General features: G+C 71.3%; 11 protein-coding genes. 6 read left to right on the top strand and 5 right to left on the bottom strand.

The window, feature by feature from the left end:
- Positions 1-2,160, top strand: coding sequence for an AGE family epimerase/isomerase (locus OG714_RS07945; protein ID WP_406119556.1), 2,160 nt, complete (start codon positions 1-3; stop codon positions 2,158-2,160).
- A 31-nt stretch (positions 2,161-2,191) separates the two neighbouring features.
- The gene (locus OG714_RS07950) at positions 2,192-3,370 is read left to right on the top strand and encodes an IS701 family transposase (protein WP_406119557.1); all 1,179 of its coding nucleotides are present in this window, start codon (positions 2,192-2,194) and stop codon (positions 3,368-3,370) included.
- 55 nt (positions 3,371-3,425) lie between these two features.
- Here the strand turns inward: OG714_RS07950 and OG714_RS07955 are convergent, their stop codons facing one another.
- On the bottom strand, positions 3,426-5,075 hold the full coding sequence (locus tag OG714_RS07955; RefSeq protein WP_406131753.1) for an ABC transporter family substrate-binding protein: 1,650 nt from the start codon (positions 5,073-5,075) through the stop codon (positions 3,426-3,428).
- Positions 5,076-5,220: 145 nt separating this feature from the next.
- Here OG714_RS07955 and OG714_RS07960 point away from each other — a divergent pair, with 145 nt between their 5' ends.
- The 3 genes from OG714_RS07960 to OG714_RS07970 are packed head-to-tail and all read left to right on the top strand — an operon-like array spanning position 5,221 to position 9,397.
- Entirely contained in the window at positions 5,221-6,204 is a 984-nt protein-coding gene (locus OG714_RS07960) for an ABC transporter permease (protein ID WP_406119558.1), read from the top strand.
- Between the two features lie 35 nt (positions 6,205-6,239).
- The gene (locus OG714_RS07965; protein ID WP_406119560.1) at positions 6,240-7,109 is read left to right on the top strand and encodes an ABC transporter permease; all 870 of its coding nucleotides are present in this window, start codon (positions 6,240-6,242) and stop codon (positions 7,107-7,109) included.
- Positions 7,106-9,397: a dipeptide ABC transporter ATP-binding protein gene (locus tag OG714_RS07970; protein WP_406119561.1), complete on the top strand. Its 2,292-nt coding sequence runs from the start codon at positions 7,106-7,108 to the stop codon at positions 9,395-9,397. The genes OG714_RS07965 and OG714_RS07970 overlap by 4 nt, the downstream gene beginning before the upstream one ends.
- Before the next feature lie 34 nt (positions 9,398-9,431).
- Here OG714_RS07970 and OG714_RS07975 read toward each other — a convergent pair whose 3' ends face one another.
- Positions 9,432-9,584 carry a hypothetical protein gene (locus OG714_RS07975; protein ID WP_158697264.1) on the bottom strand — a complete coding sequence of 51 codons (153 nt, stop codon included), beginning with the start codon at positions 9,582-9,584 and terminating at the stop codon, positions 9,432-9,434.
- A gap of 277 nt (positions 9,585-9,861) precedes the next feature.
- Between OG714_RS07975 and OG714_RS07980 the strand changes: the two genes are divergently transcribed.
- Positions 9,862-11,217 carry a helix-turn-helix domain-containing protein gene (locus OG714_RS07980; RefSeq protein ID WP_406119562.1) on the top strand — a complete coding sequence of 452 codons (1,356 nt, stop codon included), beginning with the start codon at positions 9,862-9,864 and terminating at the stop codon, positions 11,215-11,217.
- 450 nt (positions 11,218-11,667) lie between these two features.
- Here the strand turns inward: OG714_RS07980 and OG714_RS07985 are convergent, their stop codons facing one another.
- From OG714_RS07985 to OG714_RS07995, 3 genes are read right to left on the bottom strand one after another with little or no spacing between them, the layout of a single operon-like run.
- Positions 11,668-13,089: a maltokinase N-terminal cap-like domain-containing protein gene (locus OG714_RS07985; RefSeq protein ID WP_406119563.1), complete on the bottom strand. Its 1,422-nt coding sequence runs from the start codon at positions 13,087-13,089 to the stop codon at positions 11,668-11,670.
- On the bottom strand, positions 13,086-15,074 hold the full coding sequence (locus OG714_RS07990; protein WP_406119565.1) for an alpha-1,4-glucan--maltose-1-phosphate maltosyltransferase: 1,989 nt from the start codon (positions 15,072-15,074) through the stop codon (positions 13,086-13,088). The genes OG714_RS07985 and OG714_RS07990 overlap by 4 nt, the downstream gene beginning before the upstream one ends.
- A 27-nt stretch (positions 15,075-15,101) precedes the next feature.
- Positions 15,102-15,695, bottom strand: a complete 594-nt coding sequence (locus OG714_RS07995; protein ID WP_266865035.1) for a DJ-1/PfpI family protein — start codon at positions 15,693-15,695, stop codon at positions 15,102-15,104.
- Between the last annotated feature and the right edge of the window lie 3 nt (positions 15,696-15,698).

The following is a 15,698-nucleotide window of genomic DNA, read 5'->3' on the forward strand; positions in this document are numbered from 1 at the left end:
ATGACTACCCCTGCCCAACGCCGCATCCACTCCGACACCCTCGCGGGCTACATCACGTACTACAGCCCGACCGGCCGCCGCTTCGGCCTGCGCACCTCCGACGAACGGGAGTTCACCGTCCACCTGGCGTCCAACGCCGTCTCCCGCATCGTCCGCAACCTCGGCGACGACTACCGCGACACCACCGCCGACACCGTCGACATGCTGGCCGAGGGCCGGTTCGTCTTCGCGTACGGCATCCTCTACGAGTGGGAGGGCGGCTCCCGGTTCGACGCCAAGGAGATCACCTTCCCGGAGGAGACCCGCGGCCAGTACGTCTTCGAGCACCCGAACTGGTGGGTCCAACAGGCCACCGCCATCGCCGACTTCTACCTGCGCGGCCACTTCCCCGACGGGGTGTACGACTGGCGCAGGTTCCGCACCCACCTCACCCTCAGCGGCACGCACCTCCCGGACTTCGCCGGCGCGGACGTGCGCCAGGAGACGGACACCATCTCCCGGCTCGTCTACGGCCTGTCCACCGCGTATCTGCTGACCGGCAAGGACCGCTTCCTGGAGGCGGCCGAGGCCGGCACCCTGTATCTGCGCGAACACATGCGGGTGGATGACCAGGCCGACGGCATCACCTACTGGTACCACGGCATCGACATCACCTCGTCCGGCCACCGCCCCGTCTTCGCCTCGGAGTTCGGCGACGACTTCGACGCGATCCCGATGTACGAGCAGATCTACGCGCTCGCCGGCCCCACCCAGACGTTCCGCATCACCGGCGACCCGCGGATCCTGGAGGACATCGACCGTACGTCCGCGCTGTTCCAGAAGTACTTCCGCGACCCGGTGCGCGGCGGGTTCTTCTCGCACCTGGACCCGATCACCCTGGACCCGAACGCCGACTCGCTCGGCCGCAACAGGTCCCGCAAGAACTGGAACTCGGTCGGCGACCACGCACCGGCGTACCTGATCAACGCCTATCTCGCCACGGGCCGTTCGGACTTCGCCGCCCTGCTGGAGGAGACCGCGGACACCATCGTGGAGCGGTTCCCCGACGAGCCGAACAGCCCCTTCGTGCAGGAGCGGTTCCACGCGGACTGGAGTCCGGACCGGACCTGGGGCTGGCAGCAGGACCGGGCGGTCGTCGGCCACAACCTGAAGATCGCCTGGAACCTGACCCGCATCAAGGCCCTGTTCGACAAGCCCGAGTACGCCACGACCGCCGAGCGCATCGCCGAGATCATGCCGGCGGTGGGCAGCGACGGGCTGCGCGGCGGCTGGCTGGACGTCGTCGAGCGGCAGCCCGACCCGGACAGCGGCATCCACCGCATGGTGTGGCACGACCGCAAGGCCTGGTGGCAGCAGGAGCAGGCGATCCTCGCCTATCTGATCCTGGCCGGCACCACCGGCGACCCGGAGCAACTGCGGCTGGGACGGGAGGCGGCGGCGTTCTACAACGCCTTCTTCCTCGACTACCAGGACGGCGGCGTCTACTTCAACGTGCTCGCCAGCGGCATCCCGTACCTGCTCGGCACCGAGCGGCTCAAGGGCAGCCACGCCATGGCCGGCTACCACGCCCTGGAGCTGTGCTACCTCGCGGCCAGCTACACCGGGCTGCTGCTCAGCAACGACCCGATCACCCTGCACTTCAAGCCCCGCCCGGAGGACCTCCCGGACCGGGTGCTGCGCGTCGCGCCCGATCTGCTGCCCGCGGGCACCGTTGAGCTGACCCGGGTGTGGATCGACGACCAGCCGTACCAGAACTTCGACGGCAAGGCCCTCAGCGTCCGGCTGCCGCGCGGCGACGAACCGGTCCGGGTCCGCGTCGAGCTGGAGCCGGCCACGATGCGGCTGCGGATGCGCACCTCGTTCGACGGCGGCACCGCGCACGTCAGCTGCCACGGTGTGATCGACGCGGCCGAACTGGGCAAGTTCCGGCGGATTTTGGCCGAGGTCATGGCGGCGACCCCGCGCCGGGTGGAGTTCCATCTGTGCGAGGTCGGGGGCATGTGCCGGCCCGCCATCAACGAGCTGCTGTTCCAGCGCACCAAGGCGGGCCTGGACGTCGACTTCGTCATCGTGGGCTGTGCGCTGCCGGACGTGGCGGACGCGTTGCTCGCGACGGACGCCTTCCTGCTGGCTGGGGGTGACGAGTGCAACCATGACTGAACTCGCGACCTTCACCCTCCCATTACCCCCGATGCGCACCCCGGGGGCACCGCCGGGCACCTCCGCCGGTCTCCCCGCCTACTGCCGTGACCTGTTCGGCGACTTCACCCGCGCCGACCAGCGGCGCTGGGGCGAGGTGTACGTGCGCGGGCTGCTGGACGTACCCGGACGCAAGACGCCCGCCCGGATCTCCGAGCAGGTGCTCGGCAGGCGGGCCGTGCAGCAGATCCAGCAGTTCGTGAACCAGAGTCCGTGGGCGTCCGCTCCCGTACGGGGGCGGCTCGCCCGGCAGGTGGTGCGGGCCTCGCGTGCCGAGGCCTGGTCCGTCGACGAGGTCGTCTTCGCCAAGAACGGCGACCGCTCGGTGGGCGTCGCCCGCCAGTACGCGGCCTCCCAGGAGCGGACGGTGAACTGCCAACTGGCCCTCGCCGCCTCGCTGGTGGGGCAGGCCGGCGGGGTCCCGGTGAACTGGCGGCTGATGCTGCCGGCCCGCTGGGACCGCGACGAACGGCTGCGCGGCCAGGCCCATGTACCGGTCCAGGAACGCTGCCGGCCACGCTGGAGCTATGTCCTGGAGGCCCTCGACGAGATGCTCGACGAGTGGTCCCTGGAACCGCTGCCGGTGCTGGCCGACTGGCGCTGCGAGAGCGACCCCGACCCGCTGCTGCGCGGTCTGGAGGCGCGGGGCCTCGGCTATCTCGTGCAGGCCGCACCGCACACCCCGGTGCTGCTGCCACGGCGGCAGGCCACCACCCCCGGGATGCGCGGCACGCTCGCCGAACTCGCCGCGTACGCGGCCCGGCACGGTGAGCGCACCTCGGTGACCTGGCACGACCCGGTGACCGAACGCATGCGGCACTCGGAGTTCGTGGCGGGCCCGGTCCTGCTGCGCGCGGACCCGGCCTCGGCCACGGCACCCCGGCCACGCCTGCTCCTCGCGGACTGGCCCTACGGCCGCCCCCGGCCGCGCGCCTACTGGCTGACGAACCTCCCGGCCCGCCGTCTCGCGGAGATCGTGCCGCTGGCGCAGCTGCGCAGGTTCGCCGATCAGGCGCTGGGCCGGATGCACGAGGAGTTCGGGCTCGGCGACTTCGAGGGCCGGTCCTTCCGCGGCTGGCACCACCATGTGACGCTCGCCTCGGCCGCGTTCGGCTACGACATGGTGCGCCAGCAGGCCGACGAGAGAGCGCTGACCCGCGCACGTGCCTGACCATGCGCGCCGCGAGGGCCCCGTACGGATCCGTCCGTACGGGGCTTTCGCATGCTCACTTCTGCCAGCCGACCCGGCTGAAGTCGACGTCGCCGAGGCCCGGCACCCCGTAGTTCGCCAACCCCTCGCGCACGGCGAGGACTTGAGGCCGCTGATACAGCTCGATGTCGTGGCCGAGCTTCCAGATCTCGGCGTCCGCCCGGTCGTAGAGCTGCTCGGCGGCCCGTTCGTCGAGGGTGCCGACGGCCTGGCCCAGGAGCTTGTCCACCTCCGCCGAGCCGACCCCGCCGTAGTTCTGGAAGGCCTGCCCCTTCTCGGGGCGGCGGTAGATGGCGTAGGCGGAACTGGGGTAAGTGAGGCCCGTGAAGCGGAAGATGGCGAGGTCGAAGTTGCCCTTCTCCAGGTACTGCGGTGCGTAGGCGGAGGCGGGCACCTGCTGGATGACGACCTTGACACCGACCTGGGCGAGCATGTGCTGGACGAGCTGGGCGAGGTCCTCGCCGAGCCGGTTGGTGCCGTCGCTCAGCACGAAGCGGAGGGTGAGGCTACGGCCGTTCTTGACCCGGGTTCTTCCGCTGCCCGGGCTCTTCCAGCCCGCCGCGTCCAGGGCGCGTTCGGCGGCCTCGGGGTCGTAACTGCCGTAGGGGCGGGAGTTGTCGGTGTATCCGGGCTGGTTGGTCATGAAGAAGTGGTTGCCGAGCAGCGGCACCTTCACCGGGAGGCCCTCGGCCGCGACATCGGCCAACGCCGTGCGGTCGACGGCCTGTTGGACCGCGTTGCGCACCGACCGGTCGGCCAGCGCACCGCCCGCGCCGTTGAGGGTGATGTGCACCTCGTCCCAGGCGGAGCCGATGCGGAGGTCGCTGTCGCGCGCCTTCTTCAGCTGGGCGTAGGCCTCGCTGGTGGCCGCGTTGACCGCGTCGACCTCGCCGTTCAGGAAGGCCTGGAGTGCCGCGTCGGCGTCGAGAACGCGGAAGACGATCCGGTCGAGCCGGGGCTTGGTGCCCCACCACCGGGGGTCGGGCACGAAGCTGAGGGTCTGCGCCGTCTTGTCGACCGATTCCAGCTTGAACGGGCCCGCACTGATGGGCAGTTGTCCCTGCCAGCCGGAGTTGAAGCGCTGCGGGGTGTCATAGCCGGCGGCCGGGAAGAGCGGGGTAAACAGCCTGCGCCAGTCGGCGTACGGCTGCTTGAAGGTGACGCGGACCTCGTGCGGGCCGGCGCCCTGGCGGACGTCCGCGATGCGGTCGTAGCCGCTGGTGTCGGCGATCAGGTAGCGCGGGTCGGAGCCGTCGAGCGCGTGCCACTGGGCGGCGAAGTCCCGCCAACCCAGGGCCGTTCCGTCGGACCAGCGGGCCTTCGGGTTGAGCCGGTAGGTGACGACCTGGGGCGAGGTGCCGGTGACGGACGCGGAGAGGAGGTACTCGGGGACCGTGTGCGGGACGCCCTTGACGTCACGGGCGAAGAGCCGGGGCTCGGTCATGCTGTCGACGGTCCACACGTCGTCCAACGCGCCGTCGACGTGGTCGAAGTTGAACTGCGTGATCATCTGCGCGATCGGCAGGGTCAGCGTCCCGCCCTGGCGAAGGGCCTTGGTGGGCTGCGCGTTGATGTCGTACGTGCCGTAGGTCGGCAGTGCCGGGCGCCGGTCCGGGTCCGGGGAGCCGGAACAGCCCGCCACGAGGAGGGTGAGTGCGCAGGCCACCGCCCACGCGGACCAGACCCGTAATCGCTCCACCCCACGGCCCTCCCAGCGCGGACGAACCGTCAACTGCCCGAACTGTCCCGCGAATTGCGGAGCCGGAGCTTAACATCACGATGTGTCACCCACATGAAGCGGAACGAGTTCCATGCTCTCCCTGATCCTCAGGCGCCTGGTCCACTGCACGATCCTCTTCCTCTCCTCCGTCGTCCTCACCTACGCCCTCGCCTCGACCGCGCTCGATCCGCGCGCCTACTTCGAGGGCCGACAGCCGCCCCCGCCCAGCCGGGTCGTCGACAGTGAGCTGTCCCGGCTGGGCATGGACGACCGCGCCCCGCTGCCGGAACGCTTCGCGCACTGGGCGGGCCGGGCCGTCCACGGCGACCTCGGCCGGACCATCGACGGCGAGTCCGTGAACGCCGAGTTCGGCCGCAGGGTCGGTGTGTCCGTGCGGCTGTTGCTGGTGGGCACCGTGGCCGGCACGGCGGTCGGGGTGCTGGCCGGGGTGTGGGCGGCGGTACGGCGCGGCGGTACGGGCGACCGGGCGCTGACGGTGTTCTCGTTCGCGGCGCTGTGCGTGCCCACGTTCGTGTTGGCGCTGCTGCTGAAGACCGGGGCGCTGGCGGTCAACCGGGCCGCCGGCAGCACGGTCATCCTCTACACCGGCGAGCACACCCCGGGACTGCGGGGCGACTGGACCGTCCAACTCCAGGACACCGCCGCCCACTTGCTCCTCCCGGCGATCTGTGTGGCGATCCCCGCGATCGCCTCGTACAGCCGCTACCAGCGCGCCGCGACCCTCGACGTGCTCGGCGCCGACCATCTGCGCACCGCGCAGGCCAAGGGGCTCACCCCGGGGCGGGCACTGCTGCGCCACGGGCTGCGGATCTCGCTCGTCCCGGTGTCGGTGTTCTTCTCCTTCGGGATGCTGACCCTGTTCACCGGGGCCGTCTTCACCGAGGAGGTCTTCGGCTGGCCCGGGATGGGCAGTTGGCTCGTCGACTCGGTACAGAAGGGCGACGTCAACTCGGTGGTGGCGGTCGACCTGTTCGCCGCGGCCGTCGTCCTGCTCGCCGGGCTGCTGGCCGATGTCGCGCACGCGCTCCTCGATCCCCGCGTACGGCAGCCGTGACGGGCGTCGGCGGTCGGGGAGGCCGAGGGCGGGCGGTGCTGCGGCGGATGGTGCGGCGGCCGGGGGCGCTGTGCGGCCTCGCGGTTCTCCTGCTGCTCTTCACGCTGGCCTTCGTGGGACCGTTCGTCAGCCCGTGGACGCACACGGACGTCGACTACACGGCGCTGCGGCAGCCGCCGGACGCGCGGCACTGGATGGGCACGAACCGGATCGGGCAGGACGTGTTCGCCCAGGTGGTGCGGGGGCTGCAGAAGTCGCTGCTGATCGGGCTGTTGGTCGCCCTGTTCTCCACGGTGCTGGCGGCGGCGGTGGGTGCCTGCGCCGGCTACTTCGGCGGCTGGACGGACCGGGTGCTGATGTTCGTCGTGGACCTCATGCTCGTCCTGCCCGGCCTGCTCGTGCTGGTGGTGGTCGCGCCGAAGCTGCGCGACCGGGGCTGGATCGCGCTGGTCGGGCTGCTGGCCCTGCTGGGGTGGATGGTCACGGCGCGGGCGGTGCGCGGCATGACGCTGTCCCTGAAGGAGCGTCAGTTCGTGGTGGTGGCACGGCTGATGGGTGTCTCCTCCCTGCGGATCATCTGGCGGCATGTGCTGCCGCACACGGCGTCGTTCCTGATCACGGACGCGACGATCGCCGTGGGCGGGGCGGTGATCAGCGAGACCGGTCTGTCGTACTTCGGCCTGGGCGTCCAGCCGCCGGACGTCTCCCTCGGCACACTGATCGCGGACGCGACGGACGTGGCGCTGGTGTATCCGTGGATGTTCTTCTTCCCCACGGGCCTGTTGATCGCGTTCGTGCTGGCGGTCAACCTGGTGGGCGGCGCCCTGCGGGACGCGCTGGACCCGACGACGGCGGACTCCACGAGCCGCCCGTCCCGAACCCCCCTGGCAGGGATGTCCAGTTGACCACCGTCCTGGAGGTCCGTGGCCTGACCGTCGCCGTCGGTGTGGAGCGGCGTCCACCGCTGCCCGTGGTGCGCGGTGTCGACCTCACCCTCCGGCGCGGTGAAGTCCTGGGCCTGGTGGGCGAGTCGGGCACCGGCAAGACACTCACGGCGCTGGCCCTGATGGGCCTCGCACCGCCGGGCGCTCAGGTCGGCGGCTCGGTACGACTACTGGGCGAGGAGCTACTGGACCTCCCGGCAAGGGAGTTGGCGCGGATCCGCGGCCGCCGTATCGCGATGGTCTTCCAGGACCCGCTGCACGCGTTCACCCCGGTGCAGCGGGTCGGCGACCAGATCGCGGAGGCGCTGCGCATCCACCAACACCCGCGCCCGCAAAGGGAGTCGGCGCGGCGCCGGGCGGTGGAGCTGCTGGACTTCGTGGGGGTGCCACGGCCGGCATGGGCGGCGCGCGCCTACCCGCACCAGCTCTCCGGCGGGATGCGTCAGCGGGCGATGATCGCCATGGCGATGGCCAACAACCCCGACGTCCTGGTCGCGGACGAGCCCACCAGCGCGCTCGATGTCACCGTCCAGGCACAGGTGTTGGAGGCACTGGCCGCCGCCCGGCGCGAGACGGGCGCGGCCCTGCTCCTGGTCACCCACGACCTGGGAGTGGTCGCGGGCACGGCGGACCGGGTCGCCGTCCTGTACGCGGGCCGCATCGTGGAGACGGGCCCGGCCGAGGCGGTCCTCACCCGCCCCCGGATGCCGTACACCCTCGGCCTGGTCGGCTCGGTACCACGCGCCGACGCCCGATCCCCCCTCACCCCGATCCCGGGCACGGCCCCCGCCCCGGGCGCCGTGGGCAACGGCTGCGCCTTCGCCCCACGCTGCCCCCTCGCGGAGCCGGACTGCGTCACGTCGGACATCCAGCTCCTCGGTGTGGACAGCCCGTCCAGGGCCGGCCTCGCGGGCCTCGACGCCCACGAAGCGGCTTGCCGCCGGGTCCGGTTGGTGTCGCAGCGGACGGCGGTGGAACTGTTTCCGCCGGGCGGGGAGGCGGGAGAAGGTGTACCGGGAGGGGACATGCCGGGCGAGAGACGGTCGGGGGAACGCACCGCACCGCCCAGACCCCGCCACGGAACCCCGGGGTCATGGGCGCGCCCCACTCCATCCGTCCCGGCTCCCCCGCGCCCCACTCCCGCCCTGCCCCCGTCGGCCTCGCCCGCCCCCGAACTCGTCCTACGCGTCAGCGGTCTGGCCAAGTCCTACGTCCCGCCCAGCGGCCGGCGCCGTCGCGAGCGGGCGGTCGTCGCCGTGGAGGAGGTCGACCTGGAGGTACGCCGCGGTGAGACCCTCGCGCTCGTCGGGGAGTCCGGGGCCGGGAAGTCCACGGTGCTCATGGAGATCGTGTCGCTCACGGCACCGGAGACCGGCACCGTGGAGATCCTCGGGCAGGATGTCGCGCGGCTGACCCGGCGTACGGCACGGTTGCTGCGCGGGGCCGTGCAGATCGTGCCGCAGGATCCCATGTCGAGTCTCGATCCGCGGATGCCGGTGGGTGACATCGTTGCCGAGCCGCTGTACGCGCGGCGGGTGCCGCGGGACGTCGTAGCGGCGCGGGTTCCGCGGTTGCTCGGGCAGGTGGGGCTGGAGGCGGGAGACGCGGAGCGGTATCCGCATCAGTTCTCCGGGGGGCAGCGGCAGCGGGTCGCCATCGCGCGGGCCCTCGCCGTCGAGCCCGCGTTGCTGCTGCTCGACGAACCGGTGTCCGCGCTGGACGTGTCCGTGCAGGCCCAGATCCTGGATCTGCTGCTGCGGCTCAAGCGGGAGTTGGGGCCCGCCTATCTGCTGGTGTCGCACGACCTCGCGGTGGTGCGGCAGATCGCGGACCGGGTGTCGGTGATGTACGCGGGGCGGACCGTGGAGACGGGGCCCGTGGCCGAGGTGTTCGACGCGCCCCGGCATCCCTACGCGCGGGCCCTCCTGTCGGCCGTCCCGCTGCCGGACCCGGTAGCCGAACGCACCCGGCGCCGGATCGTGCTGCCCGGCGACCCCCCGTCCGGTGTGCCGGTCACGGCGGGGTGCCGGTTCCTGGCCCGTTGTCCGGTCGCCGCGCTGCTCACGCCGGGGCGGCGTACGCGGTGTGAGACCGAGATCCCGCGGGCCGCTCAGGTCACCGTCGCCGGCACGCACACCGTGGCCTGTCATTTCCCGCACGGTGGAATGCCCTGGCAGCACATACGGACGGACCGGGGGACGTCCGGCCGGCCGTGGAACCAGCCGCCGGACCGTCCACCGGTCCACTGAGCCTGAAGTGCCGTTGTCCGTACGGGCGGTCGCCTCAGCAGCAGGCACCGCTCGCGCCGCTGGACTGTGCGATGCCTTCGCGCAGGGGATGGGTGGTGGCACCCGATCCGTTCAACCAGAGTCCGCTCGTCACAAGTCCACCGACGAAGACGACGATTGCTATGAGCGTGAATACTTTGATGCTCATGAAAATCTCCTCTCCGAGCATTTACGGATGACGCTTTGACAAGATGAGTCAACAAGAACTTACTCAATCGGTCAAGTATTAATCTAGCAAAAGACGATCTCGAAAAGCGGAATGCCCTTACCCATATGAAATCTGAATTGGCATCAATTCAAAAAATGCCTGTCCAGACTACTTCGCGCCAGCGAATCGATCATGCCAACTCCGTTGGATCGTCGGCGACTTACTGGTAACGTTGATCTGTCATCCCGGTGGTCATAGCCACCTCCAAGGAGCCCACATGGACCCCCTCGAAAACACGACGACGACAGGGCTGGGCGAGCGCATCCGGCTACTGCGCGGCAAACGTGGCCTCAAGCAGCAGGATCTGGCGTCCAGCGAGATATCGGCGAGCTACATCTCCTTGATCGAATCCGGCAAGCGCGCCCCCTCGGAGTCGGTGCTCGCCACGCTCGCGGAGCGCCTCGGCTGCTCCGCGGAGTACCTGCGCAGCGGCCGGGACGACCACGAGCTGGAAGAGGCACGGCTGCGGCTGGCCTTCGGCGAGATGGCTTTGCGCAACGGCAGCAACGGCGAGGCCCTGCAAACCCTCAGCGAACTCCTCACCAGGCCCAGCCTGCTGGACGTCTCCATGACCCGGCGCGCCCGCATGGGCCAGGCCTCCGCGCTGGAGAAGCTCGACCGCACCGAGGCCGCCATCGCCGTCCTGGAAGAGCTCTACCGCGACCCCGACCTGGCCCCGGGTTCCACCGAGTGGTGCCAGACGGCGGTCGCCCTGTGCCGCTGCTACCGCGACGCCGGCGACATCACGCTCAGCATCGAGATCGGCGAGCGGGCCATGTCCCGGCTGGACGCCCTCGGCCTGGACGTGACGGTCGACCACGTCCAGCTCGGCGCCACGCTCATGGCGTCGTACCACATGCGCGGTGACCTGACCCGGGCCCAGCTGATGGGCGGCAAGCTGCTCGACGCCGCCGAGAAGCAGGGCGCCCGGGCCGCGCGGGGCGCCGTGTACTGGAACGCGGGTCTGGTGGCCCGCTCCCGCGGCCAGCTGAACGAGGCCATGGCCCTGGTGGAGCGGGCGCTCGCGCTGATGTCCGAGGACGACAACCTGCGCCACCTCGCCATGCTCAAGATGAACTACGGCTCACTGCTCCTCCAGGTCGACGAGCCCGAACCGGCGCGCGGCAAGCAGCTGTTGGAGGAGGCGCAGCAACTGCTGGCCGAGGTGGGCAACGCGCCGGAGCTGGCCCAGTGCGAGATCGGGCTCGCCGACGCGGACGCGATGCTCGGGCAGTGGGACGAGGCCGCGGCGCACGCCGAGCGCGCTCTCGGACTGACCGGCACCGAGTCCCGCATCCAGGCCGTCGGCGCCCGGGGCACCCTTGCCGAGATCCAGCTGATGCGCGGCAACTTCGACCAGGCCGCGCAGTATCTCCAGGCCGCCACCCGGCAGTTGCGCCAGTTCCGCCCGTCCCACCAGGTGGCCCTCAACTGGCGTTACCTGGGCGACTTGTGGAAGCGCCAGGGCAACACCGCCGAGGCCCTCAAGGCGTACGACCGGGCACTGTCGGCGGCCGGCATGGCACCGCACCGCGACCACAGCCAGATCTTCACCGAGCACCACCGTTCCTGAGCTCCCGGCCGTTTTCCCGAATCCGACCGAATCCGACCGAGTTCCCTACCTTCCAGGTGGAGTTCACCTCGCGGGCAGTCCCGCGCAAAGGCGTGGACCTTTGGCTGTCGCCCCTGGTAAAGGCATGGACCATTCGACGTCGAACAGACCGGCGGAGCAGGCCGCCCGGTTCCGTTTCCGGCCGGATCCGAGCCCTCCGAACCCCTCGCCTGGAAGTGTGTCCGGGCCGGGGGGTTCGTCGTGTCTCCGGTCGGGGTGGTGGCGGGTGCCCGGCGGCGAGCCGTCGAACCCCGCCGAATTACCCCGCCGTTGGCACGCACAAGGCCGCCCGGACGGCGCTCCCTTTTCCGTCGCGGGAATTCCCGCCGCGCACCTCCGCCGGGAATTCCGAATGCGGCCCGGGTACTCAATTCCCGGTCGACGCACGGGAATTACCGGCGCCAGGGGCCGTCAGCGGGAGGTGTTCGCCAGCCGGTGCACCGCCGCGAGCGGGATCGGCAGCCGGTCGGGGCGGAGCCGGGATTCGTACAGGGCCTCGTAGACGGCCTTGTCCGCCTCGAAGGCACGCAGCACCACGGGCCGGCAGTGCGGGTCCTCGCGGCCGGCCGACGCGTAGCCCTCGATGAACGCGCGCCGGTTGCGCACCGCCCACGCGGACGCCCGCCGTCGCCGGCGCAGCCGCCCTGCGGGTGAGCCGTCCTCGGGATCGGCGGACTCCAGGGCGGCGAGGCCGGTGCGGGCCGCGTAGTCGAAGGAGCGCAGCATGCCGGCGACGTCCCGCAACACCGGTTGCGGGAGGGCGCGTTCGGCTGCGGTGCGGGCCGGTTCGCCCTCGAAGTCGACGATGCGCCAGCCGTCGGCGGTGCGCAGCGCCTGGCCCAGGTGCAGGTCGCCGTGGGTGCGCTGGGCGAAGACGGGGTTGCCGCGCCCGGCGACCCGGGCGTAGTCGTCGAAGAGGGCGCCGATCCGGGTGGTGTAGCGGGCGAGCGCGGGGATCTCCTCGGCGGCCTCCTTGAGCCGCATGTTCATCCCCGCCGCCTCCTCGGCCACGTCCTGGGCGGTGAGCCGGCTGCGGCCGAAGGCCTTGTCCAGGGCGCCGTGCACCTCGGCGACAGCCCGGCCCAGGCTGCGGGCGTGCGGGGTGAATCCGCCGCTCGCCGGTACGCCGCGGCGCGCGTCGTCCATGCAGTCGCTCGCGTGCCGTACCGCCTCCTCCCAGCCGTCCCGGGCGTCGGGCAGGAACTCCTCGACGAGGCCGAGCACCAGGCCCTCGGCGCCGGGGGCGTCGCTGTGCAGGGCGCCGTAGAGGCGGGGGGTGCGGGCGCAGTGTTCGCGGGTGAGGGCGTGCAGGGCCTCGACCTCGGTGTGCGGGCCGGGTTCGGGGCGGCGGAAGATCTTGAGGAGGATCTGGCCGCCGTACGCCACGGCCGTGTTGCTCATCTCGACGTCGAGCGGGTGGGGCACGAGGCCGACGGGGAGCGGGTAGCGGCCGGTGCGTTCCAGGCGGGGGCCGGGGCCCGCGCCGCCGCCCGCCAGGGTGCGCAGCAGCAGTCCGAGGAGGGCACCGTCGGCGAGCGCGTCGTAGACCCGCCAGCCCTGCCAGGGGCCGGCCGGGACGGTGGTGATCGCGGCGGGTTCGAGGCGGGTGGGGAGCTCGGGCCGCAGGCCGAGGAGGAGTTGGTAGTGCAGGGTCTGTCCGTCGGGGCGGTGGGCCGAGACCACGGCGTGCAGCAGCAGGGGCGGCTCGTCGCCGAGGACGGAGGCCGCGCGGGCTTCCAGGCGGGCCCCGGTGAAGCGGGCGTCGAACCAGCGGCGTCCCTCCAGCCAGGGTCCGATGGCCGGGAGCAGGGGTTCGAGGATGCCGTCGCTCATGATCCCTCCGCGGGTGTGAGCACGTGCGCGACCTGGTGGGCCGGATCGAGGCGTACGTAGGTGGACTCGCCCCAGGCGTAGGTCTCGCCGGTGAGTTCGTCGCGCAGCTTGAGCGTGCCGTCGGCGGGCAGGCCGAGGGCGGCAGGGTCGCAGGTGACGGTGGCCTCGTGGGCGTGGTGCGGGTCGAGGTTGACGATGACGAGCACCAAGTCGGTACCTCTGTCCGGCAGTTCGACGCTCTTGGTGTAGGCGAGGATCTGGTCGGAGTCGGTGCTCTGGAGGCGCAGGTTGCGCAACTCCTGGAGGGCCGGGTGCAGTCGGCGGAGCCGGTTGAGGAGCGTGATCAGGGGGGTGATGGTGCGTCCCTCGGTCTCCGCGAGTGCCCAGTCCCGGGGCCGGAGTTGGTACTTCTCCGAGGCGAGGTAGTCCTCGGCGCCCTCCGCCAGCGGGGTGTTCTCGCAGAGTTCGTAGCCGGCGTAGACACCCCAGCTCGGCGCGGCGGTCGCGGCGAGCACGGCCCGGGCCTCGAAGGCGGGTCTGCCGCCGTGCTGGAGGTAGGCGTGCAGGATGTCGGGGGTGTTCACGAACAGGTTGGGCCGCAGGAACCCGGCGCTGTCCTGGGCGAGTTCGGGCAGGTAGTCGGTCAGCTCCTCCTTGGTGTTCTTCCAGGTGAAGTAGGTGTACGACTGCTGGAAGCCGGCCTGCGCCAGCGCGTGCACCATCGCGCGTCGGGTGAACGCCTCGGCCAGGAACAGCACATCGGGGTCGGTGGCGTTCACCTCCGCGATCAGCCACTCCCAGAACCGCACCGGTTTGGTGTGCGGGTTGTCCACGCGGAAGATCCGCACGCCCAGGTTCATCCAGTGCCGCACGATCCGCAGCGCCTCGGCGTACAGGCCCTCCGGGTCGCCGTCGAAGTCGAGTTGGTGGATGTCCTCGTACGTCTTGGGCGGGTTCTCGGCGTAGGCGATGGAACCGTCGGCGCGGTGGTGGAACCACTCGGGGTGCTCGGTGAGCCAGGGGTGGTCCGGCGAGCACTGGAGAGCGAGGTCCAGGGCGACTTCGAGGCCCGACTCCCTTGCCGTGGACACGAAGTGACGGAAGTCGTCCTCGGTGCCGAGGCCGGGGTGGATCGCGTCGTGGCCGCCGTGCCGGGAGCCGATGGCCCAGGGCGAGCCGACGTCGTCGGGGCCGGCGTGGAGGGTGTTGTTCGCGCCCTTGCGGTGGGTGGTGCCGATGGGGTGGACGGGTGGGAGGTAGACGACGTCGAAGCCCATAGCGGCGACGGCGGGCAGCCGCTCGGCGGCACTCCGCAGTGTGCCGCCGACCGGGCGGCTGCCCGCCTGGACCACCGCTCCCTCGGAGCGCGGGAACAGCTCGTACCAGGAGCCGACGAGGGCGCGCCGCCGTTCGACGCGCAGCGGCAGGGGCCGGGAGGCGGTGACGAGGTCACGCAGCGCGTAGCGCCCCAGGGCGGCCGTCACCCGGGGGGTGGTGACGGCGGACAGCCGGGCCGGAGGGGGGCCCAGGGTGTCGCGGAGCGCGGCCACGGCTGCGGCGACCGCCTCCCGGCGGTCCGATGAGGTGATGCCGAGCGCCGCCCGTTCGTGCAGCAACGCGCCCTCGGCAAGGGTGAGTTCGGTGTCTACGTCCGCCTCGATCTTCAGCGTGGCGTCGTGCCGCCAGCTCTCCAGCGGGTCGGCCCAGGCCTCGACACGGAAGGTCCAGGAACCCTCCGTGTCGGGCACCACGGTCGCCTGCCAGCGGTCGGCGTCCTCGTCGACGAGGGTCATCGGGACCCGGTGGGCGGGGCGCCCCGCGGGGTCGTGCAGGACGACGTCCGCGGCGACGGCACCGTGGCCCTCGCGGAAGACGGTGGCCGTGATGTCGAGGTGTTCTCCCGTCACGGCCTTGGCGGGCAACTCCCCGTCCCGCACCCGTGGTCGGACGTCGAGGACGGGGATGCGCCCGGTCACCGGTGTCATGGTCGGCTCCTCCCCGCTCGGATCCCGTCAGCGGAGCCCGGTCGGGGCCGGCGTCCGGGCTGCGAGCAGGTCGATGATGGTCCGTGCGAAGAGGTGGCAGTGGTTGCCGGTGCGGCCGGTGACCAGGTCGTCGTGGATGACGACGTCCTGGTCGACGTACTCGCCGCCCATGTTCCGCAGATCGCCCAGCAGGTTGTTGTGCACCACCGCGCGCCTGCCCTGCATCAGTCCCTGTACGGGCGCTGCCAGCCACATGCCGTGGCAGATGATGCCCTTGAGGATCGCCGGGTCGGCGAACGCGCGGCGCAGGAACTGCGAGGCGGGCGGCAGCAGTTGGGGGTCCTCGGTGAAGCGCAGCCGGTCGGCGACCATCCCGGAGGGGACGATGACCGCGGAGTACTCCTTCAGCGCGAACTCGTCGAGGTCCTCGAAGGACTCGGTGACCTCGAAGGGCATGCGGTGCTCATGGCCCTGGAAGGTCATCTGCTCGTTGCCCCACAGCCGGGACAGGAAGTGGACCTCGGCTCCCTCCTCGGGGAAGCGGTAGCGGTAGTAGAGGATCTCGGGCTCGTAGAAGTCGCTCTCCATCAGGACGGCGATCTTGTGACCGGACAGTCGCACGGC

This window comes from Streptomyces sp. NBC_00989, assembly GCF_045162655.1.
GTDB lineage: Bacteria > Actinomycetota > Actinomycetes > Streptomycetales > Streptomycetaceae > Streptomyces.